We start from the raw sequence: 24,610 nt of genomic DNA, 5'->3' as shown, positions 1-24,610 counted from the left end.
TGTTTGGGGAAAAGGCCACATCCAGGCGTCGCGGATGTTAGAAACACTGTCACTTCAGATTGTGGAGCGCTCGCGCACGACGAGTAAGGATCGCCGATGACCGTCACCGAGATGACTGTGTTCGAGGCACTCGAATCCAACGTGCGCGGGTACTGCCGCTGCTGGCCCGCGGTCTTCGACACCGCCAGCGGAGCGTGGCTGCGCGATGAGACCGGCAAGGAATACCTGGATTTCTTCGCCGGGGCGGGATCGCTCAACTACGGCCACAACAACCCCGTGCTCAAGCGGGCGCTGCTGGACTACATCGCGGGCGACGGCATCACCCACGGCCTGGACATGTCGACCGTCGCCAAGCGGCAGCTGCTGGAAGCGCTGCGCGACAACGTCTTCGGTCCCCGCGGCCTGGACTGGAAAGTCCAGTTCCCCGGGCCGACCGGAGCGAACGCGGTCGAGGCCGCGTTGAAGCTCGCCCGCAAGGTCACCGGGCGCCAGACCGTGCTGAGCTTCACCAACGCCTTCCATGGCATGTCGCTCGGCGCGCTCGCGGTCACCGGAAACGCCGCGAAGCGGTCCGGCGCGGGGGTGCCGCTCGCGCATGCCGTGCCCATGCCCTACGACGGATACCTCGGCATCGCCGACGACCTGCTCTGGATGCGCAGGGCGCTGGACGATCCGTCCTCCGGTCTGGACAAACCGGCCGCGGTGATCGTGGAGACGGTGCAGGGCGAAGGGGGCATCAATGTGGCCCGCGCGGAATGGCTGCGCGGACTGGCCGAGCTGTGTTCGGCCCGCGGCATCCTGCTGATCGTCGACGACGTCCAGATGGGCTGCGGCCGTACCGGGCCGTTCTTCTCCTTCGAGGTCGCCGGGATCACGCCCGATATCGTGACGTTGTCGAAGTCGATCGGCGGCTACGGCCTGCCGATGGCGTTGGTGCTGTTCAGGCCGGAACTCGATCAGTGGGCGCCCGGCGAGCACAACGGCACCTTCCGTGGCAACAACGCCGCATTCGTCACCGGTCGTGTGGCGCTCGAGCACTATTGGTCGGATTCGGCGCTGGAACTCGCGACCCTCGCCAAGGGGGAGCGGATCGCACGGGCGCTCGATGGGCTGGCCGAGGCGTTCGAGGGGGTCTCGGCGCGCGGCCGCGGCCTGGTGCACGGCGTCGTCTTCGAGGACGCGTCGCTGGCGGAGAAGGTCGGCCAGGCCGCGTTCGACCGCGGACTGCTCGTGGAGACCTCCGGCTCGGCGGACGAGGTGATCAAGCTCATGCCGCCCCTGACGGTCACCGACGACGAGATCGACCACGGCATTCGCCTGTTGACCGGAGCGATGGAGGCGGTCTGCGGTTGACGGTTCGAGGCTCGGCAGGCGCTCCGCGCTGGTCAGCGGGCGGGCCGCGGGGGCGGTGGTGCGGTGTCCGGTCCCGCAACCGGCTCGCAAGTCTCGCGGGAACTTCGGCTCGATCGCGGACACTGCCCGCCGTCGAGACGCGCGGGAGGAGAATCTGCGAGTGTTTGAGCCTCGCGCTCCCTGGGTAATAGCACTGGAGACCCGCATAGCTGCAGGTCTCCAGTGTGCTGCGCCCCCGGCAGGAATCGAACCTGCGACCTAGGGATTAGAAGGCCCTTGCTCTATCCAACTGAGCTACGGAGGCAGCGGGTTCCACGATGGCCGACATTGGCCGTGCTGTCCAGCGGGTCGATTATAGCGACCGTCCAGGTGGTCAAACTCTTAGCGTTAGCAACGTTTCAGCCATTCCGAGACAGTAGGTGACGCGCCGGTGGTGATCCGCGGTCAGGATATCGGTACAAACCCGACCGGGCCACGGATTACTCGCCGAACTACGCTCAGTCGTATGTCGTCCGCCCCCACCTCGTCCGCCGCTCCCGAAGCCGAGGCTGTCCGGTCCGGGGCGACGTTCACGACGGTGACCGCGCTGGCCGGCGCCATCGCGGCCGTGGTCGCGGCACTGGTGGTGGGGCTGTCGGCGGCGCAGGCGCTGAGTCTGCTCGGCATCCCCGACCCGGGCGTGGCGACCACCTACGGTCTGCCCGCGGTGCGGGCGCTCGCCGATCTGGCGGCGGCCCTGACGGTCGGTTCGCTGCTCTTCGCGGCGTTCCTCGTGCCGCCGCAGGGCAACGGACTGCTGGACGTCGGCGGGTATCGGGCCGTGCGCCGGGCATCGAACTTCGCGGTGGTCTGGGCATGCTGCGCGGCGCTGCTCGTGCCGCTCACGGTCTCGGACACCACGGGCCGGCCGGTCGGGGAGGTGCTGCGGCCCGACGGTCTGTGGCGGGCGATCGGTCAGATCGAGCTGGCCGGGGCCTGGCGCACGACCGTCGTCTTCGCGCTGATCGTCGCGGTCGGCTGCCGGCTCGCGCTGCGCTGGGGCTGGACTCCGGTTCTGCTCGGCGGCGCGATCGCGACCATGATGCCGCTGGCGTTGACCGGGCATTCGTCCTCGGGCGGGTCGCACGACGTGGCGACCAACAGCCTGATCCTGCACCTGGTGGGGTCCGCCGTCTGGGTCGGCGGCCTGTTCGCGGTGCTGGCGCACGCCTTGCGCGGCGGCGCGTACACCGACCTGGCGGCGCGGCGCTTCTCGCTGACCGCCACGGTGGCATTCGCGGTCATCGCGGTCAGCGGCGTGATCAACTCCTGGGTCCGGGTGCCGCTGGAGGAGCTGTTCAGCAGCACCTACGGCAGGCTGGTGCTCGCCAAGGCCGCGGCGCTCGCGGTGCTCGGCGCGTTCGGTTATCTCCAGCGCCGCGCCGCCTTGCCCGCCCTCGCCGCCGATCCTCGCGACCGCTCGGCGCTGGTCCGCTACGCGGGCGTCGAGGTGCTGATCTTCGCCGCGACCATCGGCCTCGCGGTCGGGCTCGGCCGCACGCCGCCGCCACCTCCGGATTCCGTTCCGACCCCCGTCGAAGTGGAGCTGGGCTACGACCTGGCCGGGCCGCCCAGCATCGCTCGCATGATGTTCGACTGGCGGTTCGATCTGATCTTCGGAACGTTGTCGCTCGTGCTCGCGGTGCTGTATCTGCTGGGCGTGCGGCGGCTGCGAGCGCGGGGTGACGCGTGGCCTGCCGGGCGGACGCTGGCCTGGCTGTCCGGGTGCGTGGTGCTGCTCGTCGCCACCTCCTCCGGCGTCGGCCGGTACTCGCCCGCGATGTTCAGCGTGCATATGGGAGCGCACATGGCGCTGTCGATGCTCGCCCCGATCCTGTTCGCGCTGGGTGGCGCGGTGACGCTGGCGTTGCGCGCGCTGCCTCCGGCGGGCCGCGGCGGCGTGCCCGGCCCCCGGGAATGGCTGCTGGCCGCCGTGCACAACCCGGTGTCGCGTTTCCTGACCCACCCGATCGTGGCCTCGGCGATCTTCGTCGCCGGGTTCTACGCGCTGTATCTGGGCGGCATCTTCGACGCCTACGCCGACTCGCACGCCGCGCATCTGCTGATGAACACGCACTTCCTGCTCAGCGGTTACCTGTTCTACTGGGTGGTGATCGGCATCGACCCCAAGCCGAGGCAGGTCGAACCGCTGACCAAGCTCGCCATGGTGTTCGGCTCGCTGCCGTTCCACGCGTTCTTCGGCGTCGCGCTGATGAGCACGACCACGGTGCTCGGCGGCTGGTTCTACCGCGGCCTCGGGCTCGGCTGGAACGGCGATCTGCTCGGCGACCAGCGCACCGGCGGCAGCCTCGCCTGGGCGAGCGGTGAGGTCCCTCTGGTGGTGGTGATGCTGGCCTTGCTGATCCAATGGTCGCGCAGCGACAAGCGGCTCGCGCAACGCACCGATCGAGCCGCCGAACGCGACAACGACGCCGCACTCGCCGCATACAACGCGATGTACGCCGAACTGGCCAAGCGAGATGGAGAAGTGCGTAAGTGAGTGAACGCGCCACCGTGGTCTCCCCACACAGACCGGTCGGGCGGGTGGAACGGTCGCACGTGCGATCCGCGCGCAAGCGGCTGGCGGGGCAGATCCGCAAGACGCCGGTCTTCCACACGTCCGTGGCGAGCCCTTCCGGTCCGGTGCCGGTGACGATGAAGCTCGAGCATCTCCAGCACGGTGGCACGTTCAAAGTCCGCGGCAGCCTCAACGCGCTGCTGGAGTCGGGCGAGCAGGCCGATCATGTCGTGATCGCCTCCGGTGGCAACGCCGGTATCGCGGCCGCGCTCGCCGCCGCGCGACTGGGCAAGTCGTGCACTGTCGTCGTCCCGGAGACCGCCCCGCACACCAAGGTCGCCGCGATGTGGTCGCACGGCGCCGATGTGCTCTGGCACGGCACCACCTACGCGGAGGCCTCGGTGCACGCGGCCGAGCTGGCCGCCGAACGCGACGCGCTGCTGCTGCACGGCTACGACCTGCCCGCGGTGGTCGCGGGCATCGGTGTAGTCGGGCTGGAACTCGAGGAGCAGGTGCGCGGTCGGCCGCCGGTGCTGGCCGCGGTGGGCGGCGGCGGACTCGTCGCCGGGATCGCGGCGGCGGTCGGGCGCCGTCAGCAGGTCGTCGGGGTGGAGCCCGAGGGCGCCGCGATCCTGCGCGCGGCGTTGACGGCGGACCATCCCGTGGACATCGTCGCGTCCGGGCTCACCGTCGACGCGCTGGGCCCGACGCGGATCGGCGATATCGCCCTCGACGTCTCGCGCCGGCACGGTGTGCAGTCGCTGCTGGTCACCGACGACGCGATCAGCGCGGCGCGCGAGTATCTGTGGCGCGAATTCCGCATCCTGGTGGAACTGGCCGGTGCGGCGGCGCTGGCCGCGGTGCACAGCGGAGCCTATGTCCCCGAGCCGGACGAGCGCCCGGTCATCGTGCTCTGCGGCGCCAATACCGATGTGGCGGTGTTCTGATCTCCCCTGCGTGAAACGCCCAATCTTCACAACTTGGGAAGTTGTGCACATTCCCGGATCGGCTCGCTCGGCGCCCGCGGATCGGCGCACCCTAGAAGAGCCTCCTGGAGGGGGAGGAGATTCCGGGCAGGCCCGGATCCGAATGCGAAGGGGCGTAATCATGTACGAGGCTCATGCGACCGTGATCGGAACGATCGCGACTCATCCGGTCAAGCGCGACCTCGCCAACGGCGAGCAGGTGGTCACCTTCCGGCTGGCGAGCAATTCGCGCAGGCTGGATCACGCGTCGGGGCAATGGGTGGACAACGGCACCTTGTACCTCACGGTCAGCTGCTGGCGCAGGCTGGTGGCGGGGGTCGACGCGTCCCTGCGGCGCGGCGATCCGGTCATCGCCTACGGCCACCTGCGCTCCCACGAGTACCGCAGCAAGGACGGTGTGGAACGACGGGACCTGGAGATGCGCGCTACCGTGGTCGGACCGGACCTGTCCCGTTGTGTGGCGCGGCTGACGCGGTTGTCCGACCTGTCGTCGCGGAATACTTCCGAGGTGCCGAGCGCTGAAGCTCGGGTACCGGACGGCGATGCGCCGGGGGAGAATGTCGCAGCCGCCGGTTCGGCACCGCCACGCGGCAACGCACCCGAGCCTGTCGACGCTTGATCGCACGACCGGTTTCGTCCCGGCGGCAGGGTAGCTCTGCTTCGTCCCCTCATCTCACGCACCGATAGGCTTCACACTTATGGCTGAGTTCATTTACCAGATGAAGAAGGTTCGCAAGGCGCACGGCGACAAAGTCGTGCTCGACGATGTCACCTTGAACTTCCTTCCCGGCGCCAAGATCGGCGTCGTCGGCCCGAACGGCGCAGGTAAATCCAGCGTGCTGAAGATCATGGCCGGCCTGGACCAGCCGAACAACGGTGACGCCTTCCTCGCCCCGGGCGCGACCGTCGGCATCCTGCAGCAGGAACCGCCGCTCAACGAGGAGAAGACCGTCCGCGGCAACGTCGAGGAGGGCATGGGCGAGATCAAGGTGAAGCTGGATCGCTTCAACGAGATCGCCGAGCTGATGGCCACCGACTACTCCGACGAGCTCATGGAGGAGATGGGCAAGCTCCAGGAGGATCTGGATCACGCCGACGCGTGGGATCTGGACTCCCAGCTCGAGCAGGCGATGGACGCGCTGCGCTGCCCGCCGCCGGACGAGCCGGTCACCAACCTCTCCGGTGGTGAGCGCCGCCGGGTGGCGCTGTGCAAGCTGCTGCTGAGCAAGCCCGACCTGCTGCTGCTGGACGAGCCGACCAACCACTTGGACGCCGAGAGCGTGAACTGGCTCGAGCAGCACCTGGCGCAGTACCAGGGCGCCGTGCTCGCGGTCACCCACGACCGGTACTTCCTGGACAACGTCGCCCAGTGGATCCTCGAGCTGGACCGCGGCCGCGCCTACCCCTACGAGGGCAACTACTCCACCTACCTGGAGAAGAAGGCCGAGCGGCTCGAGGTGCAGGGCAAGAAGGACCAGAAGCTGCAGAAGCGGCTCAAGGAAGAACTCGCCTGGGTCCGTTCCGGCGCGAAGGCCAGGCAGGCCAAGAACAAGGCCCGTCTCGGCCGGTACGAGGAGATGGCGGCCGAGGCCGAGAAGATGCGGAAGTTGGACTTCGAGGAGATCCAGATCCCCGCGGGCCCCCGTCTGGGCAACGTCGTGGTGGAGGTCGAGCACCTGGACAAGGGCTTCGGCGATCGCCAGCTGATCAAGGACCTGTCGTTCACCCTCCCGCGCAACGGCATCGTCGGCGTGATCGGGCCGAACGGCGTCGGCAAGACCACGCTGTTCAAGACCATCGTGGGGCTCGAGCAGCCCGACAGCGGCGAGGTGAAGGTCGGCGATACGGTCAAGCTGAGTTACGTCGACCAGAATCGCGCGGGCATCGACCCGAAGAAGACGGTCTGGCAGGTGGTCTCCGACGGGCTGGACTACATCGAGGTCGGCCAGCAGGAGATGCCGTCGCGCGCCTATGTGAGCGCGTTCGGCTTCAAAGGCCCCGACCAGCAGAAGCCGGCGGGCGTCCTGTCCGGTGGTGAGCGCAACCGGCTGAATCTGGCGATGACCCTCAAGCAGGGCGGCAACCTGATCCTGCTCGACGAGCCGACCAACGACCTCGACGTGGAGACCTTGGGTTCGCTGGAGAACGCGCTCGAGAAGTTCCCCGGCTGCGCCGTGGTCATCTCGCACGACCGCTGGTTCCTCGACCGCACCTGCACCCACATCCTCGCGTGGGAGGGCGACTCGGACAACGAGGCCAAGTGGTTCTGGTTCGAGGGCAACTTCGAAGCCTACGAGGCCAACAAGGTCGAGCGGCTCGGCCCGGACGCGGCCCGTCCGCATCGGGTGACGCACCGCAAGCTGACCCGCGGCTGAGTTCGTCGTGGCGGGTGGGTGCACGACGTAGGACGCACCCACCCTGCCCGGAGCGGTGAAACATTCGTGCGCAACCTCGGGCGGGATCGCTTTTCCTGTTACCGGGGCGATTCAGTGGCCCGACCACGGCTGTCCGCCACCGTTCGGTGCGGGCTGAGTTCGGACCGGATGTCGGCGAGTCGATTTCGCCGTGCGTGATCCACTGCCACCGCGGGAGAACGCGCGGAGGCCGGGCGGTGATTTCTGCTGCTGCCCAGCGTTTGCTGATGCGCCGTGGGGGGCGGCGAGGCCGGATAACAGAGCCGGGAGCGGGCGACGAACGCTCTCGGTGGGACGGCGCGAAAAGTCTTTGTCCCCGAACGCGGAAACAGGAGTGACACCTACCCGCGCGTAGCTCGCTAGGGTGGAGATGTGAATGCGCAGGCGCAGTTCGAGCAATCGGTGGCTTCGGTCGCCGGCGCGGTGGTCGAGCTGACCCGAGGTACCGGTGCGGCGCCGCTGCCGCCGCGGATACGACCTGTAGCGCTCACCTGACGTTCGCGGGTCCGATTCTGTGCTGTGCCCGAGATCAACGCGTGCGATCTCGGCACACGAGCGGCGAACTGCGCGGTCGCGGTGAACTCCTGCATGTCGAAAGGGAATTCACCCACGCGTCCTCGGCGCACAGTTACTCTCGGACCGGCGTCACTTTGTTACGGAACCGATATCCGAGGGAGTTGGCGAAAATGACCGTCTCGTCCGAATTGTCCAGCGCGGCGTGGGCCGCGGGTTTGCCGCAGTCACTGCGCGGCGAACTCGCGACGCTCGAGGAAGCCTACTTCCGCCACGTCGACGCGGGCGATGTGGACTGTGCGATCACCGGCATCACCCAGATCTTCCGCAGGCATTTGGAGTTGGCCGTGACCCGACGCCCTGGTCGCGCGCTGGTCCGGGTTTATCACCCGGATGACGCTTCCGGAATCGGTGCGGCGGTGCAGATCGTCACCGACGATATGCCGCTGCTGGTCGAGTCGATCAGTTCGTCGCTGAGCCGGATCGGCGTGAGCGTCAGCGAGATCATCCACCCGATCTTCGAGGTCGAGCGGGACGAGCAGGGCCGGCTGACGCACGCCGCCGCGCACGAGGTGGACGGCACCGGCGCGGCCGGGCTGCGCGAATCCTGGATGCACGTGCAATTGCACCCGTCGACCAGTGCGGCGCTGCTGGCCAAGGTCGAATCCGCGATGCCGGATGTGGTGGACGACGTGCGTCAGGTGATCGGTGACACCGAGGCCATCAAGGACGCCCAGAGCAAGCTGGCCGACGACCTGGAGCGGGCCGCGCGATCCGGGACGGCGCCGTTCGAACCGGCCGAACTGACCGACACCGCCAACCTGCTGCGCTGGCTGGCCGGGGGGAATTTCACCCTCCTCGGATACGCGCGCTACCGGCTGAGCACCGACCAGGGCAGGGAGATGACCACCGTCCTGCCCGCCACCTGCCTCGGCGTACTGCGTCCGGACGTGGGCACCGACTTCCACGTGCCGGTCAACGGCGGCGACCGTCCGCTGCTGACCCTCACGCAGGGGCTGGTTCCGGCCACCGTGCATCGTGCGGTGTACCCGTACTTCGTCAGCGTCGCCGACTTCGACGCGAACGGAGCGGTGGTCGGCGAACACTTGTTCATCGGCGTCTTCACGGTCACCGCCGTACACGAGAACGTCCTGGACATCCCGGTGATCGAGCGCCGGGTCCGCACGGCGATCGAGGAGAGCGGATTCGACCTGGAATCGTTCTCCGGGCAGGCGATGCTCGAGGTCATCCAGTCGTTCCCCCGCACCGAGCTGTTCTCCGCCGACGGCGAGACGCTGCGCCGCACCGCCACCGCCGTACTGAGCGTGGGCTTGCGCCGCCAGGTGCGCCTTTTCCTGCGCGCGGACACCTACGGCCGCTATGTCGCCTGCCTGGTCTACCTGCCCCGTGACCGGTACACCACCAGGGCACGGCTGGAGATGCAGGAGATCCTGGTCCGGGAACTGGGTGGGGTGTCCATCGACTACTCCGCGCGAGTGGGCGAAAGTGATTTGGCGCGCGTGTATTTCACGGTGCGCATGCCGGAAGCCGAGCACGGCGCCCCGCGGCGGACGCCGCCCGTCGCCGACACTTCCGAGCCCAACCGGCTGCGTCTGCAGAACCTGCTCGCCGAGGCGACTCGTACCTGGGACGACCGCCTGAACGACGAGGTGAGCACGTCGACAGTGCTCGACCCCGCCGTGGTGCAGCAGTACGCGGAAGCCTTTCCCGAGGGCTACAAGCAGGATTTCGCCGCGCCCCGCGCGCTGCGGGACATCGTGCGCTTGGAGCGGCTGCGCGACGGCGGTATCGACCAATACCTGTACCGCAAGCCGGGTTCGGCGCCGGGCTCATGGCGCTTCACGTTCTACATCGGCGGCAGCGGGATCTCGTTGAGCCAGGTGCTTCCGCTGTTGCAGAGCCTCGGCGTCGAGGTGGTGGACGAGCGGCCCTACCAGATCGAGCTGGAGGCCGCCGACGGCGCCGAAGGCGGTGAGCGGTGGATCTACGACTTCGGCCTGCTCGCCCGCGCGGAGCTGCTGCGCAGTTCGCTCGATCGGGATCTGGACGCGGAACTGCTGGAGTCCTCCAAGCGCGCCGACGTGCTGGAGGCGGAGGTGCGCGGGCTGCGGGAGCGGTTCGTGGAAGCCTTCGAGGCGATGTGGTACGGCCGCGCGGAGGCGGACGGCCTGAACGAACTCGTGCTGCGCGCCCGGCTGCCGTGGCGGGCCGTCTCGATCCTGCGCACCTACGCGAAGTATTTGCAGCAGGCGGGTTTTCCGTACAGTCAGGCCAATATCTGCCGTGTGCTGCTCACCTATCCGGATATCGCGCGCCTGTTCGTCGACCTGTTCGCGGCGCGCTTCGATCCCGACACCGTCTCCGCCGAGCACGCCGCGGAACTGGAGACGCAGGTGCGCGGCCGGATCGACGAGGTGGTCAGCCTGGACGCGGACCGCATCCTGCGCGCGATCCTCGGCCTGATCAAGGCGACGCTGCGCACCAATTACTACGTGACCGACGCGGAGGGCAAGCCGCGCGACTACGTCTCGGTGAAGGTGGAACCGCGGGAGATCGTCGAATTGCCCAGGCCGAAGCCGCAGTTCGAGATCTTCGTGTACTCGCCTCGGGTGGAGGGCGTGCACCTGCGGTTCGGTCCGGTGGCCCGTGGCGGGTTGCGGTGGTCGGACCGCCTGGAGGACTTCCGTACCGAGATCCTGGGTCTGGTCAAGGCGCAGGCGGTGAAGAACGCGGTGATCGTGCCGGTGGGTGCGAAGGGCGGCTTCGTGGTGAAGCAACCGCCCGCGGCCACAGGCGATCCGGTCGCGGACCGGCAGGCGCTGGGTTCCGAAGGCGTGGCCTGCTATCGCACGTTCATCTCCGGCCTGCTGGACGTCACCGATAATGTGGACCGCGCGAGCGGGGAGGTGCTGCCCCCGGCCCGAGTCGTGCGGCGCGATGGTGACGACACCTACCTGGTGGTGGCGGCCGACAAGGGCACCGCGACGTTCTCCGACATCGCTAACGACGTCGCGCAGAGTTATGGCTTCTGGTTGGGCGACGCGTTCGCCTCCGGTGGATCCGCGGGGTACGACCACAAGGCGATGGGCATCACCGCCAAGGGCGCGTGGGAGAGCGTGAAGCGGCACTTCCGCGAGATGGACATCGATACGCAGACCCAGGACTTCACCGTGGTGGGCGTCGGGGACATGAGCGGCGACGTCTTCGGCAACGGCATGCTGTTGTCGGAGCACATCCGCTTGGTGGCGGCGTTCGACCACCGGCACATCTTCCTCGATCCCGATCCGGACGCGGCGCGTTCCTATCGGGAGCGGCAGCGGATGTTCGCGTTGCCGAGGTCGTCGTGGGCGGATTACGACACGTCGCTGATCAGTTCCGGCGGAGGTGTGTGGGACCGCACCGTGAAGGCCGTGCCGATCAGCCCGCAGGCCAGGGCGGCGCTGGGCCTCGGCGATGACGTCGTCTCGCTGTCGCCGCCGGATCTGGTCCGCGCCATCCTGCTCGCACCGGTCGATCTGCTGTGGAACGGCGGGATCGGCACCTACGTCAAGGCGAGCACCGAGACCAACGCCGAAGTGGGCGACAAATCCAACGACCCGGTGCGCGTCAACGGGAACAAGTTGCGGGTCAAGGTGATCGGCGAGGGCGGCAACCTCGGTGCGACGGCGCTCGGTCGCATCGAGTTCTGCCGCAACGGCGGCAAGATGAACACCGACGCCTTGGACAATTCGGCGGGCGTGGACTGCTCCGACCACGAGGTCAACATCAAGATCCTGCTCGATGCCGTCGTCTCCGGCGGTCAGCTGCCGCCGGACGAGCGCAATCCGCTGCTGGCCTCGATGACCGACGAGGTCGCGCAGATGGTCCTGCGCGACAACGTGGCGCAGAACTTCCTCATGGGTATCTCACGCACCGAGGCTTCGCAGATGCTGAGCGTGCAGATGCGGCTCGTCGAGGATCTGGAAGAGCGTCGCGGCCTGGATCGCGAACTCGAGGCGCTGCCCTCCGATCAGGAGCTCAAGCGCAGGCTGGAAGAAGGCTCCGGGCTGGCATCGCCGGAGCTGGCCAATCTGATGGCACACGTGAAGCTCTCGCTCAAGGCCGATCTGCTCGATTCCGACCTGCCCGACAGCCAGTACTTCGCCATGCGGCTGCCGGACTACTTCCCGACACCGCTGCGCGACCGCTTCGGGGCGGCGATCAAGCGGCACCGGCTGCGCCGGGAGATCGTCACCACCATGATCGCCAACGAGATGGTGGACTACGGCGGCATCACCTACGCGCACCGGTTGAACGAGGAGGTCGGCGCCACCACCACCGACGCGGTGCGCGCTTTCGCCGCCGCCAGCGGGATCTTCGACCTGCACAAGACGTGGACGCGAATTCGCGCGTGCGACGCGCCCACGTCGGTGCGCGACCTGCTCGAACTGGAGACGAAGCGCACGCTGGACCGGGCGTCCCGCTGGCTGCTGAGCAACCGGCCGCAGCCGATCGCGGTGGGCTCGGAAATCAGCCGGTACCGCGCCGACGTGCGCGAACTGGCCCCGAAGGTGCCGGGATGGCTGCGTGGACACCACGTGTCGACCCTCACCGACCGGTCCGCCGAGCTGATCGCCCGCGGCGCGCCGACCGATCTGGCCACCGAGGTCTTCGGCCTGCTCCACCTGTTCCCGCTGCTGGACATCGTGGACATCGCCGACATCACCGACCGGGACGGCGACGAGGTCGGGTCGCTGTACTACGCGCTCAACGATCACCTCAAGATCGACTGGCTGTTGCAGGCGGTCAGCCACCTCGAACGCGGCGACCGCTGGCACGCGCTGGCGCGGCTCGCGCTGCGCGACGACATGTACGGGTCGCTGCGCTCGCTCACCCTCGACGTGCTCTCCGGCGGCGACCCCGAGGAGACGGCGGATGAGAAGATTGCATACTGGGAGTCGAAGAATCAGTCCCGCCTCGGCCGAGCCAGGGCGGCGCTGTCGGAATTGTTCGAGTCCGGAACCCACGATCTCGCCACGTTGTCGGTTGCAGCGCGGCAAGTGCGGAGCATGGTGAGCGGGGTGGGCGCTCAATCGGAGGTACCACGTTGACGAGTTCGGTGAGCGGAAGTGGGAAAGCGGCGGGCAGCCTCGTGCTGCCCAGGCGTTTCCACGCCAAGGTGGACGTCAGGTGGTCGGACATGGACGTGTTCCAGCACGTCAACCATGCCCGGATGGTGACGTTGCTGGAGGAGGCGCGGATTCCGTGGCTGTTCGAGGACGGCCGTCCGACCGCCCCGCTGCGCGAGGGATGCGTACTCGCCGACCTGCGGGTCCGCTACCGCGGCCAGCTGCGGCACGAGGACACGCCGCTGGATATCGCCATGTGGATCGAGCAGTTGCGCGCGGTCGACTTCACTATCGGCTACGAGGTGCGGGCGGCGGGCGCACAGCCCGATTCGCCCGCGGCCGTGGTCGCCTCCACGCAGATCGCGGCGTTCGACATGCGGGCGCAGCGATTGCGCAGGCTCACCGACGCCGAACGTGATTACCTGTCCGAATGGATGGAGTGAGTGGCCGCGCGTCGATGATCGTCGAGTGCTGACGGCGGAGCTGCCGTGATAGCGGAACAACGAGTGCTGCATGTGCCGGATCCGGCGGAGCGAGAGAACCTCGCGACGTTTCTGACCAGGGCCGTGCGGCTGGACCCGGCGGCGGTGGTGCGCTTGCGCCGCCGCGGGGAGAACTACGTCGCGGCCTGGGTGGCGACGGGTTTCGAGGCGCTGGCCATGCGCACGGTGGTTGCCCAACTCGGTGTCGACGACGTGACCGTCGGCGCCGATCTTGTGCTGGCCGGTTCGGCGAGCGGCGGTCCGATCGACCTGGGATTCTCGATGGATTCCGCGTGGCGCGGCGCGCTGCCGCCCACGGACGGTTTCGCGCACGTCGACGATGTGCCCGCGCGCACCCTGGTGGAACTCGCCGAGCAGGGTGCGCAGCTGGCGAAGGAACACGGCAGCAGCCACGGCCCGCCCGCCTCGTTGCTCGATCAGGCGGTGCTGACCGTGTCCGGCGCGGGCGCCCGGGTGCAGGTGCCGATGCGGGTCGTCTTCGCTCTCACGGCCATGGACTTCATCCCGCATTCGGGGGAGAAGGCCGACGCCCGCCGTATTCCGCCCACCGAGATCGTGCGTGTTCGGGCGACCAGGACATGGCTGCGCCTCGACGCCCGCTACGGCTCCGTGGCTCGGCGGCTCGGCGGAGGGATTCCCCTGCTGCCGCATTGAGCGTGCCGCGCGCCGAAACCGATGTGCTGCTGGAATGTCTACGTCCGTGTCGTCGAGTGCACCTCCAGCTTTCTGCTTCCGCGTAGACGCCGCGTCCCGCCGATGCGCGTGGCCGCGGCAGCGGAGGAGCGGTGCGAAAGTGGCTATCGACGCGCGAGTGTCGTCGGGGACCGAAGACGCATCCGGGACCACCGATTGTGCTGCCTTGCAATACTTTCGCTCCACAATGGGGCGGTTTCGCGGTGCCGTCGGCCCGCCTCGAGGGTGGGTCGCGCGCTGGTGTCGGTGGGTGGTGTGCTGCTAGCGGTCGCGCGTGTCGGCGGTTGTCTGCGCGGGGTGTTGCGGCGCCATCGACACGCTTCGAGGGTGGGGCGCCCACTGGTGCCGACGGGCGGTCGCGCTGCCGTCGGTCGTGCGCACGATCCGCTGACGACGGATAGTCACGTGCCGGACCGGCCTTTCGCGAGAATCGAATTCGTTCCGGACGGTCATCCTCGAGCTCGGTTGTGCCGTACGCGGCGTTATTCCTGTGCGCGAGGCGGACCCGGTAGCACGTGGACGGCCGGGAACGATCGATCGTATGGGCGGCGCCGTCGGCAGGAGGGGACGGCGCCGCCCTTCGCGAAAAAAGGTGACAGAAAGCGTGTTCGGGCCGTCAGGGGATGCCCATCGAGCGAAGGAGTGCCGCCGTCGCGGCGGCGGCGAGCATGACCAGCAAGATGGGGCGTTGGTACCAGGCCAACACTCCGCCGACGAGAACGCCTGCGGGCACGGCGAATCCGAGGCTCGCGGTGCCGATCGGCAGGGTGGTCACGGCCACCACCGCGGCCAGCAGCACGACGGCGCCGATTTCCAGCATGCGCACCGCGCGCGCCGGAATGCGCACCCGCTCGCGCAGCGCGGGCCCGGCCCAGCGAAACGCGTAGGTGCCCGCGGCGAGGGCGATGATTCCGGCGGCCAGCATCACGCGGCTTCCTGTGCGGCCGACTGCTCAGGTTTTCCCCGCGCCGCGACCAGCACCCCGCAGAGGGCGAGGAGGACCGGCAGTCCGGTGGGCAGAAACGGAGCGCAGGCCAGCGCGATCGCCGTGCCCGCACCCACCGCGACGAGGGTGGTGCGATCCCGCAGAGCAGGCAGCACCAGCGCGAGCAGGACTGCGGGAAACACCGCGTCGAGCCCGAACGCTGATGTGTCCGGAATTATCGATCCGATCAACGCCCCGATGGCCGCGCCGCCGGGCCAGGCGAGCAGCACCCCCGCGCCGGTGAGCCAGTAGGCCGCCCGCCTTCGCCGCGCGTCGGGCTGCGCGATGGTCATGGCGACCGACTCGTCGTTCATCAGATGGACGCCCAGTGACCTGCGCCAACCCGTGCCCACCGCGTCGGGGACAGACAGTCCGTACGGCACATGCCTGGCGTTCACCAGCAAACCCGCCAGCACCGCCGCGATCGGACTGCCCCCGGCGGCGACGATGCCGATGAAGAGGAATTCCGAGCTTCCGGCGAGCACCACGCACCCGAGCAGGATCGGGAGCCAGATCGGCAAGCCCGACGCGACCGCGGTCGCCCCGTAGGAGACCCCCATCACGCCGACGGCGAGACACACAGCCCCGATGCCGGTCATCACACCCCGATCGAGTGTTCGCCATATCGAACGCATGTTGTTTATAGTGAACATGGCGCCCGGTTCCGTCAATATGGTTTTCTGTCGAAGACGTAGCGCCACAGGCGACGCAGAACAAACGGAGCGGGTATGACCGAGCAGGACGCGACGACAACACCCCAGGCGGTGATCGCCGCCGCGCTGCGCCGCGAGCGCACTCGGGCCGGGTTGTCGCTGAGCGAGGTCGCCGGCCGGGCGGGTATCGCGAAATCCACGCTGTCCCAGTTGGAATCGGGCACCGGGAATCCGAGCCTGGAAACCCTGTGGGCGCTGTGCGTCACCCTGGATATGCCGTTCTCTCGATTGCTCGACCCACCGCGCCCGAGTGTGCACGTGATTCGTGCCGGTGAGGGCCCGGTCGTCGCGGCCGAGCAATCCGAATACCGGGCGACCCTGCTGGCGGCCGGGCCGGCCAATTCCCGCCGCGATCTGTTTCGGATCACCGCGGAGCCGGGGCATGCGCGCCGGTCGGATCCGCACATCGCCGGTGTGGTCGAACATGTGCTGCTCGCCGAGGGGCGCGCGCTCGTCGGACCGGTCGACGCGCCCGTGGAACTGCACCCGGGCGATTACATCGCGTACCCGGGTGACCGGCCGCACGTGTTCGAGGCGCTCGCCTCGCCGACCTGGGCGACGCTGGTGGTGGAATACACCTGATCGGTCAGGCGGCGCCTTCGCCGAGATACTGCAACCACACGGGATCGAGTTCGGCGGTGGTGGACAGCAGGCGCCAGTGCGGACCCTTCGGCGAGACCAGCGGGGCTCGCAGCGTCCAGCCCAGCTCGCTGAGCAGCTTGTCGGCTTTGCGGTGGTTGCACGGCGCGCAGCTGGCGACGCAGTTCTCCCAGGAATGTTCCCCGCCGCGGCTGCGCGGGATGACGTGATCGATGGTCTCGGCCTTGCCGCCGCAGTAACCGCAGCGGTAGCGATCGCGGTGCATGAGGGCGGCGCGGGTCATCGGCACCCGGGCGCGGTACGGGACGTGGACATAGCTGCGCAGGCGGATCACGGAGGGGATGGCCACCGCCGTCTCGGCGGAGTGGACCACCGGCCCTTCGTCACTGTGATGAATGGCGTCGGCCTTGTCGCAGATGAGCAGGATGATCGCGCGGCGCGCGGACAGAGCGGTGAGCGGCTCGTAGGTGGCGTTCAACAGCAACACCCTGGTCTTGAGCCAGTTCGTGCCTTCGGCGGGCGGGGCGGTGGGGCGGGGTCCGTGGTCGTGATGGCCACGATGTCCACCCGGGTGATGGTCGGACACGATGTGCAGCGGAGTAGCCCCCGACCCACGATTGTGGACGTCGGCGGGCTGGAGTTGTCGGTGCGCTCGCGCCTCGTGTGATCGGGCGCTGTGCCGCTGCTTCATCTCGACCTCGATTTCATGATTGGCAGGATCATGTGGTATCTGCAAAGCAGAGACTGTCACCCAGTTGACCATGGAATGTCGGGCATTGCACGGTGATTTTCAACAATGTCCGGTTAACTGTGGCTGAAGTGCCATTTCAGCGCGATGTTCCGGTTGCCGAGCGGCAGCGCGAGGGCAGTGCGGCGGCAGTCCCCCCGCGCGGGCACAATGGACAGCGGCGCATCCGGTGAATCGAGAGGGTCTATGACTTCGGGCGAGCAGACGGCGACGTCGTTCTACGAGGCGGTCGGTGGGGCGGAGACGTTCCAGCGGCTCGTCGCGACGTTCTATCGCGAGGTGGCCGCCGACGAGGTGCTGCGCCCGCTGTATCCGGAGGAGGATCTCGGGCCGGCGGAGCGGCGCTTGCGAATGTTCCTCGAGCAGTACTGGGGCGGTCCGCGCACCTACTCCGACGAGCGCGGCCACCCCCGCCTGCGCATGCGGCACATGCCGTTCACCATCGGACCGATCGAGCGGGACGCGTGGCTGCGGTGTATGCGCATCGCGGTCGCCGAGATCGAGCCCGAAACCCTGGATGACGAGCATCGCAAGGCGCTGCTGGACTACCTGGAGATGGCAGCCAACTCCTTGGTGAACGCCCCGTTCTGACAATGCCTTCGCCATGGGGCGGCGGTGTGTTTTCTACCGCGTTGTGGTGACGACGGATTCGCTGGTGAACTCGGAGTGACGGAGGCGTTGCATCCGAGAGGCGGTGTAGAGCAGGGTTTTTCGCCTCCGTGCGGGTCGCTGCTGAACATTTGCCCGAGATTCGAAAGCTCATCTCGCCTGAAGGCTTTCGCGTCGAAACTTTGGCACTATTGCGGATGTGAGTGATGCACCAGCCGTAACGGCGCCGGTGGATCCCACCACTCAGTCGTGGTGGCGGTCGGCCGTGTTCTACCAGGTTTATCCGAGATCTTTCGCGGACTCGAGCGGAGACGGGGTCGGCGATCTCGGGGGAGTCCGGGACAAACTGGGCTATCTCGAACTGCTCGGGGTCGACGCGCTGTGGATCTGCCCCGTCATGCGTTCGCCGATGGCCGACGGTGGCTACGACGTTGCCGATCCGCGTGACATCGATCAGCTCTTCGGCGGGCTCGCCGCGATGGACGCGCTGATCGCCGAGGCGCACGCCCGCCGGATCCGGGTGACCATGGACCTGGTGCCCAACCACACCAGCGACCGGCATCCGTGGTTCCGCGCGGCACTGGCCGCGGCTCCCGGCAGCCCGGAGCGCGACCGGTACATCTTCCGCGACGGCCGTGGGCCCGGCGGCGCCGAGCCGCCCAACAACTGGCCGAGCATCTTCGGTGGCCCGGCCTGGACGAGGATCACCGAACCCGACGGCACGCCCGGCCAGTGGTACCTGCACATCTTCGCCCGGGAACAGCCGGACCTGAACTGGTCGAATGCCGAGGTCGCCGCCGATTTCGAGCAGACGCTGCGGTTCTGGCTCGACCGGGGGGTGGACGGGTTCCGGATCGACGTCGCGCACGGCATGGCCAAGCCCGACGGTTTGCCCGACATGCCCCAGTTGTCCGTCTCGGCCCTGCTGGCGCACGACGACAGCGACCCGCGGTTCAACAATCCCGCCGTCCACGACATCCACCGCCGGATCCGCAAGGTGGTCGAGGAATACCCCGACGCGGTGACCATCGGTGAAGTGTGGGTGAACGACAACACCCGCTTCGGCGAGTATGTACGCCCCGACGAACTGCACCTGGCGTTCAACTTCCGCCTCGCGGAATCGTCGTTCGACGCCGAGGCGGTGCGCGACGCGATCGACAACTCGCTCGCCGCCGTCGCCCCGGTCTTCGCCGTCCCCACCTGGACGCTGTCCAACCACGACATCGAGCGCGAGGTCACCCGGTACGGCGGCGGCGCGCTCGGCGTCGCGCGGGCTCGGGCGATGATTCTGCTGGAACTGGCGCTGCCCGGCGCGGTGTTCATCTACAACGGTTCCGAGCTGGGACTGCCCAACATCGACGACCTGCCGGACGAGGTGTTGCAGGATCCGGTGTGGGAGCGCTCCGGGCACACCCAGCGCGGCCGTGACGGGTGCCGGGTGCCGCTGCCGTGGGAGGGCGCCACGCCGCCGTACGGGTTCACCACCGGAACGCCGTGGCTGCCCATGCCGCCGGACTGGGCGCCGTTGACCGTGGAGGCTCAGCTCGAGGAGCTGGGGTCGACCCTCTCGCTGTATCGCCTCGGTATCGAGCTGCGCTCGCTGCGTCCGGAGTTCGCGGGGGACCGGGTCGAGTGGTACGGCAGCCCGCCGGGCTGTCTCGCGTTCCGCCGGCCGGGCGGATTGGTCTGCGTGCTCAACGCCTCGGACGCGCCCATCCAGCTACCGCCGGGAGACGTGCTGCTGGCCAGCGCGCAGGCCGAGGGCGGCCAGCTGCCGCCCAACGCGGCGGCCTGGTTGGTCTGAGACACGGCGAAACTCCCAGCTCGGCGCCGGTGCCGTCGACTCCGACGGCGTTCCGGCGCGACCGGACGGAGAACTACTACAGAGGATCGTCTACCTTTGACCCGTGAGCATTCTCGAGACAGTGCTGATCTTCGCCGGCATCCCGCTGGTGATCTACGGCGTGATCGCCGGATTGTCGTTCCTCGGTAAGCCGCTGCCTGGCGAGAAGCCGGTCCACTTCGCCCTCGGCCAGAAGTGGACCCAGCCGCCGGTGCTGTGGAGTGCCACTGAAGAGGTGATCGGCTCGGGTCACCACTTTCCGGAAACGCCGCATGGACAGCATGCGGCCATCGAGTCCACCGAGGTGGAGCTGATCGGAGGACGGGCAAGTGGCAGGTTCTAAGTGGCCCGCGGTGGTCGAAGCCGATTTGCCGCACGGATACGCCATCACCACCAGCGGGCGCGTCTCCGGCGTGCACGAGGCGGGCGATGTGTTCAAGGAAGCGCCGTTCAACGATGAAGAGCGGCTCACCATGGACAACGTGCTGACCGAGGCGACCCGCGCGACCAAGGTGCGCTTCAACGTCTACATCGGCGATCTGGGCGGGGACCCGGCCGCGGCCGCGGACGCGATCTTCCCCGGCACGCCCGAGGCGGCGCACTCGGTGCTGATCGCCGTCTCGCCCAACGAGAAGGCGATCGAGGTGCGCTCGGGCAAGGCGGTCGCCGACCGCGCGAACGATCGCGTCTGCCAGCTCGGCGTCACAGCCGCGCTCAGCTCGTTCCGGCAGGGCCAGCTGATCGATGGCGTGGTCTCCGCGGTGCGCGTGATGGCCGCCGCGATCGGTCGGTAGTTCACCGCTATACAGCGCATTCCGGCGCGCTCACCCGTTCGGGTGGGCGCGCCGTCGTGTTTCCGCGGTGAGGTTGCCCGCGGAGACCGACTATATTCCTGATTTATAACCGTTCATGTCACATTGACAGGTTGGTCCCGCGTGGCCATTCTTAACCATTGAAATCTATTTAGACGGTTAGGACTGGTGAGCATGCGGCGCGAACAGATGGCGTGGACCGGCCTGGCGGCTACGGCCGTGACCGCCGACTCGTACGGCGGCGACGGCGTCGGACCCGCCCGCCCCTCTCCGCACCCCTGTGACGGGCTGGTGCGGCCGCTCGGCGGCGGCTTGCTCGACCGGGTCGGTGCGAAGTGGGGCTCTGGGCCCGATCCGCGCTCGGCACGGCGCAACGCCGACCGCGTCGAAGTCACTCCCGACCCGTGAGCGAACCCCCAAGCGTCCATTCGATCAACACAACAGGAGAATCACAATGGAATCAGTGCGTCACAACACCGTCGAGATCCAGGGCCTGCCGGTCTTCTACCGCGAGGCGGGCGATCCGACCAAGCCGACACTCGTCCTGCTGCACGGCTTTCCGACCAGTTCGGCGATGTTCCGCACGCTGCTTCCGGAACTGGCCTCGGATCATCATCTGATCGCACCGGACCATATCGGTTTCGGGCAGTCGGCCATGCCGTCCGTGCTCGCCTTCGACTACAGCTTCGAGAAGCTCACCGAGATCACCTTGGAACTGCTGGACACTTTGGGCATTCAGCGATTCGCCCTCTATATCCAGGATTACGGTGCACCGATCGGGCTGCGCATCGCCTCCCGCCATCCGGACCGGATCACCGCGATCGTCACCCAGAGCGGCAACGCCTACCTGGAGGGCTTCACACCGTTCTGGAAAGTGCTGTTCGCGCACGCCGAGGACCGTGCGGCACACGAGCCCGAGGTGCGTAAGCTGCTCGAACTCGACGCCACGAAATGGCAGTACACGCACGGTGTTCCGGCCGATCGGCTAGCGCGGGTCAACCCCGACACGTGGACCCTGGATCAGCACTACCTGGATCGTCCCGGCAACAAGGAGATCCAGCTCCAGCTGTTCGCCGACTACAAGCTGAACCTCGACCGCTACCCGGAGTTCCAGAAGTACTTCGCCGAGCACCAGCCCCCCGTCCTGATCACGTGGGGTGAGCACGACGAGATCTTCGGCGCCGACGGCGCCCGCGCCTACCTGCGTGATCTGCCGGACGCCGAACTGCATCTGCTGGATGCGGGCCACTTCGCGCTGGAAACGCACGGCGCCGAGATCGCCGCGTTGATCCGCGACTTCCTCGCTCGCAAGCTCGGCTGACCGGGGAGAGACTCCGCCGCACCGACATCGCGCCGGGTCCAAGCGGCACCGCGGACATGACGCGAACAGGGCGTGCTCATCACGACGGATGAGCACGCCCTGTTTCGGCCGCACGTCGCGCCGGAGGGGCCGATCGGCCCCTCCGATGGCCTCTGCCGTCGGCCGGGCCGTCAGCCGACGCCGGTTCAGCCCTGGGCGTCGAAGGCGCGGGCGCGCAGCGAGCGTTCGATGCCCGCCTTGCCCTCGCTGACCAGGCGGCGCAGCGCCGGCGGGTGGTCGCCCGCGAGGAACTTGTCGGCGACGGCCACCGCGTCCTCGCTGATCGCCCAGTGCGGATAGAGGCCTACCACCACGGTCTGGGCGACTTCGCTGGAGCGGCGCTCCCAGACGCCGGGGACCTCGGCGAAATATCGCTCCACGTAGGACGTGAGCAGCTCACCCTGTCCGGCGGGCGCGAAGCCGCCGACGATCGAGCGAGCGGTGACGTTGGGCACCGAGTCGTCGCCCATCACCGTCGCCCACGCCTGCTCCTTCACCTCGGCGATGGGACGCGCCGTGGCCGCCGCGGCCGCCTGCCGCTTGCCCGCCGCGGTCGGGTCGTTGGCCAGCTCTTGGTCGATGACCGGCGTGTCCAGCCCGTCGGCGTCGACCTCGCCCGCCGCCGCGAGCGCGGCGAGAAGCCGCCAGCGCAGATCGGTGTCGACGACCAGACCGGGCAGCCCGACCTTCGCCGGATCACCGTCGAGCAGTTCGCGCAGCACCTCCGTGTGCCAGGCCGACAGCTTCGCGCCGGTCAGCGCGTTGACGAAGGCCAGCTGGTGGTCGGAGCCCGGCTCGGCTTCGCGTGCCAGCTCCAGCAGCCGGTTGGCGTATTCCGGCCAGCCGGTGGCCGCGGCCCATTCGGGATCGGCGTAGCTGCTCAGCGCGGTGTTGGCTTGCATCAGCAGCCGCTGCACCACGCCGATCTCGGTCTCGGCCCCGACGCCACGCTCGACCAGCGCCACGAAATCGCGGGCGCGGAACTCCGCCTGGCGGGTCATCTCCCAGGCCGCCGACCAGGCCAGCGTGCGCGGCAGCGGCTCCGCGATATCGGCGATGCGGTTGACCAGCACGTCGAGCGAATCGGCATCGAGGCGGATCGAGCAGTAGGTGAGATCGTCGTCGTTGACCAGCACGAACTTGCCGCGCGGCACGCCGACCAGCTCGGGCACCTCGGTCCGTTCGGCGGCGTCGAGGTCGAGCTCGACGCGCTTCGTGCGCACCAGCTTTCCGTCCTGGTCGTCGTACACGCCGATGGCCAGGCGGTGCACGCGCCGCTCACCGGCGCCGGGCTGCGCGCCTTCCTGCACCACGGCGAACGAGCCGAACTTCCCCTCGGCGTCCACCTCGAAATCCGGGCGCAGGATATTCAGCCCGGTGGTCTTGAGCCACTGCGCGCCCCACGTGGATAGATCGCGACCGGACGACTTCTCCAACGCCGACAGCAGGTCGTCGAAGGTGGCGTTGCCGTAGGCGTGATCGGCGAAGTACGCGCGCAGGCCGGCCAGGAACGGCTCGAGGCCGACATAGGCGACGAGCTGCTTGAGAACGCTGGCGCCCTTGGCGTAGGTGATGCCGTCGAAGTTCACCTCGACCGCGGCGAGATCGGGGATGTCCGCGGCGATCGGGTGGGTGGAGGGCAGCTGGTCCTGCCGGTAGGCCCAGGACTTCTCCACGTTCGCGAACGTGGTCCACGCGCTGGCGTATTCGGTGGCCTCGGACTGGCACAGCACCGACGCGAAGGTGGCGAACGACTCGTTCAGCCACAGATCGTCCCACCACTTCATGGTGACCAGGTCGCCGAACCACATGTGCGCCATCTCGTGCAGCACGGTCTCGGCGCGGCGCTCGTAGGACGCCCGGGTGACCTTGGACCGGAATACGTAGTCCTCCAGGAAGGTCACCGCGCCCGCGTTCTCCATCGCGCCCGCGTTGAACTCGGGGACGAACAGCTGGTCGTACTTGCCGAACGCGTACGGCACGCCGAAGTTGCGGTGGTAGAAGCCGAAACCCTGCTTGGTCTCGGTGAACAGCCGCTCGGCGTCCATGTACTCGGCCAGCGAGGCCCGGCAGTAGATGCCCAGCGGGATGCTGCCGTGCTCGTCGGTGTAGACGTCGGTCCACTGCGCGTACGGGCCCGCGATGAGCGCGACCAGGTAGGTGCTCATCTTCGGGGTGGTGCGGAAGACATGCTTGCCCGGCTCCGGCGCGAGCGTCTGCACGACGGCGGCGTTGGAGATGACCTGCCAGTCCTCCGGCGCGGTGACGGCGAGGTCGAAGGTGGCTTTGAGGTCCGGCTGGTCGAAGCAGGCGAACATGCGCTTGGCGTCGGCGGTTTCGAACTGCGAGTACAGGTACACGGCCTCGTCGGCGGGATCGACGAACCGGTGCAGGCCCTCGCCGGTGTGCGAGTACTCGCAGTCGGCCTCCACCACCAGCTCGTTGCGCTCGGCCAGGCCGGTCAGCGTGATCCCGGTCGACTCGTCGTAGTCCGAGACGTCCAGCGCGGTGCCGTTGAGTACCGCCGAGCGCACGCCGCGCGCCACGATGTCGATGAACGTGCTCGCGCCCGGCGTCGCGGTGAAGGTCACGGTGCTGCGGGAGAAGAAGGTGTGCTCGCCCGGTTCGCCCGCGCCGTCGGTGAGGTCCAGCTCGACGCGATAGTTCTCGACCGACACTGTCGCGGCGCGTTCGATCGCTTGGTCGCGAGTGAGATTGGGTGCGGACATAAGGCTCCTTCGGGGTCGAAGAACTGGCACGGGCGACACCCACAATGCCACCTCGGCGTAGCG

20 protein-coding genes and 1 tRNA gene are annotated in these 24,610 nt (G+C 68.2%); 16 read left to right on the top strand and 5 right to left on the bottom strand.

The annotated features are described in order from the left end of the window. Nucleotides 1-96: 96 nt before the first annotated feature. Nucleotides 97-1,353 (top strand): diaminobutyrate--2-oxoglutarate transaminase, encoded by a 1,257-nt coding sequence (gene ectB / locus ABZ803_RS25155; RefSeq protein WP_357042786.1) that lies wholly within the window; start codon nt 97-99, stop codon nt 1,351-1,353. Nucleotides 1,354-1,583: 230 nt separating this feature from the next. Here ectB and ABZ803_RS25150 read toward each other — a convergent pair. After that, nucleotides 1,584-1,657: transfer RNA gene (locus tag ABZ803_RS25150), tRNA-Arg, on the bottom strand. A 201-nt stretch (nt 1,658-1,858) separates the two neighbouring features. Here ABZ803_RS25150 and ABZ803_RS25145 point away from each other — a divergent pair. From ABZ803_RS25145 to ABZ803_RS25110, 8 genes are all read left to right on the top strand, one after another. Further along, on the top strand, nt 1,859-3,892 hold the full coding sequence (locus tag ABZ803_RS25145; RefSeq protein ID WP_357042784.1) for a cytochrome c oxidase assembly protein: 2,034 nt from the start codon (nt 1,859-1,861) through the stop codon (nt 3,890-3,892). After that, nucleotides 3,889-4,857 (top strand): serine/threonine dehydratase, encoded by a 969-nt coding sequence (locus ABZ803_RS25140; RefSeq protein ID WP_357042781.1) that lies wholly within the window; start codon nt 3,889-3,891, stop codon nt 4,855-4,857. The genes ABZ803_RS25145 and ABZ803_RS25140 overlap by 4 nt, the downstream gene beginning before the upstream one ends. Before the next feature lie 160 nt (nt 4,858-5,017). After that, the gene (locus ABZ803_RS25135; protein ID WP_357042778.1) at nt 5,018-5,515 is read left to right on the top strand and encodes a single-stranded DNA-binding protein; all 498 of its coding nucleotides are present in this window, start codon (nt 5,018-5,020) and stop codon (nt 5,513-5,515) included. Nucleotides 5,516-5,594: 79 nt separating this feature from the next. Next, nucleotides 5,595-7,271: an energy-dependent translational throttle protein EttA gene (gene ettA / locus ABZ803_RS25130; protein ID WP_063053815.1), complete on the top strand. Its 1,677-nt coding sequence runs from the start codon at nt 5,595-5,597 to the stop codon at nt 7,269-7,271. A gap of 411 nt (nt 7,272-7,682) precedes the next feature. Then, nucleotides 7,683-7,805 (top strand): hypothetical protein, encoded by a 123-nt coding sequence (locus ABZ803_RS25125; protein ID WP_357042775.1) that lies wholly within the window; start codon nt 7,683-7,685, stop codon nt 7,803-7,805. Nucleotides 7,806-7,996: 191 nt separating this feature from the next. Continuing rightward, a complete protein-coding gene (locus ABZ803_RS25120) occupies nt 7,997-12,934 on the top strand; it encodes an NAD-glutamate dehydrogenase (protein ID WP_357042772.1) in 4,938 nt (1,645 codons plus the stop codon). A gap of 8 nt (nt 12,935-12,942) precedes the next feature. Continuing rightward, entirely contained in the window at nt 12,943-13,395 is a 453-nt protein-coding gene (locus ABZ803_RS25115) for a thioesterase family protein (RefSeq protein WP_063053764.1), read from the top strand. Between the two features lie 63 nt (nt 13,396-13,458). After that, nucleotides 13,459-14,109 carry a hypothetical protein gene (locus tag ABZ803_RS25110; protein WP_357042769.1) on the top strand — a complete coding sequence of 217 codons (651 nt, stop codon included), beginning with the start codon at nt 13,459-13,461 and terminating at the stop codon, nt 14,107-14,109. 655 nt (nt 14,110-14,764) lie between these two features. On the opposite strand, the gene ABZ803_RS25105 is transcribed toward ABZ803_RS25110, so the two are convergent. Next, nucleotides 14,765-15,073 (bottom strand): AzlD domain-containing protein, encoded by a 309-nt coding sequence (locus tag ABZ803_RS25105; protein ID WP_357042766.1) that lies wholly within the window; start codon nt 15,071-15,073, stop codon nt 14,765-14,767. Then, on the bottom strand, nt 15,073-15,768 hold the full coding sequence (locus ABZ803_RS25100) for an AzlC family ABC transporter permease (RefSeq protein WP_357042764.1): 696 nt from the start codon (nt 15,766-15,768) through the stop codon (nt 15,073-15,075). The genes ABZ803_RS25105 and ABZ803_RS25100 overlap by 1 nt, the downstream gene beginning before the upstream one ends. A gap of 93 nt (nt 15,769-15,861) precedes the next feature. On the opposite strand from ABZ803_RS25100, the gene ABZ803_RS25095 reads away from it, so the two are divergent. Continuing rightward, the gene (locus ABZ803_RS25095) at nt 15,862-16,428 is read left to right on the top strand and encodes an XRE family transcriptional regulator (RefSeq protein ID WP_062977186.1); all 567 of its coding nucleotides are present in this window, start codon (nt 15,862-15,864) and stop codon (nt 16,426-16,428) included. A gap of 4 nt (nt 16,429-16,432) precedes the next feature. On the opposite strand, the gene ABZ803_RS25090 is transcribed toward ABZ803_RS25095, so the two are convergent. Continuing rightward, entirely contained in the window at nt 16,433-17,137 is a 705-nt protein-coding gene (locus ABZ803_RS25090; protein WP_357042761.1) for an HNH endonuclease, read from the bottom strand. A 243-nt stretch (nt 17,138-17,380) separates the two neighbouring features. Here ABZ803_RS25090 and ABZ803_RS25085 point away from each other — a divergent pair, with 243 nt between their 5' ends. The 6 genes from ABZ803_RS25085 to ABZ803_RS25060 all read left to right on the top strand — a co-directional run bounded on the left by ABZ803_RS25085 (nt 17,381) and on the right by ABZ803_RS25060 (nt 21,779). Further along, complete coding sequence (locus tag ABZ803_RS25085) at nt 17,381-17,785, top strand: globin (RefSeq protein ID WP_062977185.1); 405 nt, start codon at nt 17,381-17,383, stop codon at nt 17,783-17,785. Between the two features lie 247 nt (nt 17,786-18,032). Further along, complete coding sequence (locus tag ABZ803_RS25080; protein ID WP_357043117.1) at nt 18,033-19,607, top strand: alpha-amylase family glycosyl hydrolase; 1,575 nt, start codon at nt 18,033-18,035, stop codon at nt 19,605-19,607. 103 nt (nt 19,608-19,710) lie between these two features. Then, nucleotides 19,711-19,989: a hypothetical protein gene (locus ABZ803_RS25075; RefSeq protein ID WP_062977182.1), complete on the top strand. Its 279-nt coding sequence runs from the start codon at nt 19,711-19,713 to the stop codon at nt 19,987-19,989. Then, the gene (locus tag ABZ803_RS25070; RefSeq protein WP_357042757.1) at nt 19,976-20,440 is read left to right on the top strand and encodes a DUF5130 domain-containing protein; all 465 of its coding nucleotides are present in this window, start codon (nt 19,976-19,978) and stop codon (nt 20,438-20,440) included. Before ABZ803_RS25075 ends, ABZ803_RS25070 begins: the two co-directional genes overlap by 14 nt. A gap of 192 nt (nt 20,441-20,632) precedes the next feature. Continuing rightward, nucleotides 20,633-20,866 carry a hypothetical protein gene (locus ABZ803_RS25065; RefSeq protein WP_357042754.1) on the top strand — a complete coding sequence of 78 codons (234 nt, stop codon included), beginning with the start codon at nt 20,633-20,635 and terminating at the stop codon, nt 20,864-20,866. A gap of 46 nt (nt 20,867-20,912) precedes the next feature. After that, nucleotides 20,913-21,779 (top strand): alpha/beta hydrolase, encoded by an 867-nt coding sequence (locus ABZ803_RS25060; RefSeq protein WP_357042751.1) that lies wholly within the window; start codon nt 20,913-20,915, stop codon nt 21,777-21,779. Nucleotides 21,780-21,964: 185 nt separating this feature from the next. On the opposite strand, the gene pepN is transcribed toward ABZ803_RS25060, so the two are convergent. Then, nucleotides 21,965-24,547 carry an aminopeptidase N gene (pepN, locus tag ABZ803_RS25055; protein ID WP_357042748.1) on the bottom strand — a complete coding sequence of 861 codons (2,583 nt, stop codon included), beginning with the start codon at nt 24,545-24,547 and terminating at the stop codon, nt 21,965-21,967. Between the last annotated feature and the right edge of the window lie 63 nt (nt 24,548-24,610).

Origin of the sequence: Nocardia sp. NPDC047648 (assembly GCF_040642815.1) — a bacterium.
In the GTDB taxonomy this organism is placed as follows: Bacteria; Actinomycetota; Actinomycetes; order Mycobacteriales; family Mycobacteriaceae; genus Nocardia; species Nocardia gamkensis.
The sequence above is the reverse complement of the archived record's forward strand: the minus strand, read 5'-3'. Positions and strand labels throughout refer to the sequence as shown.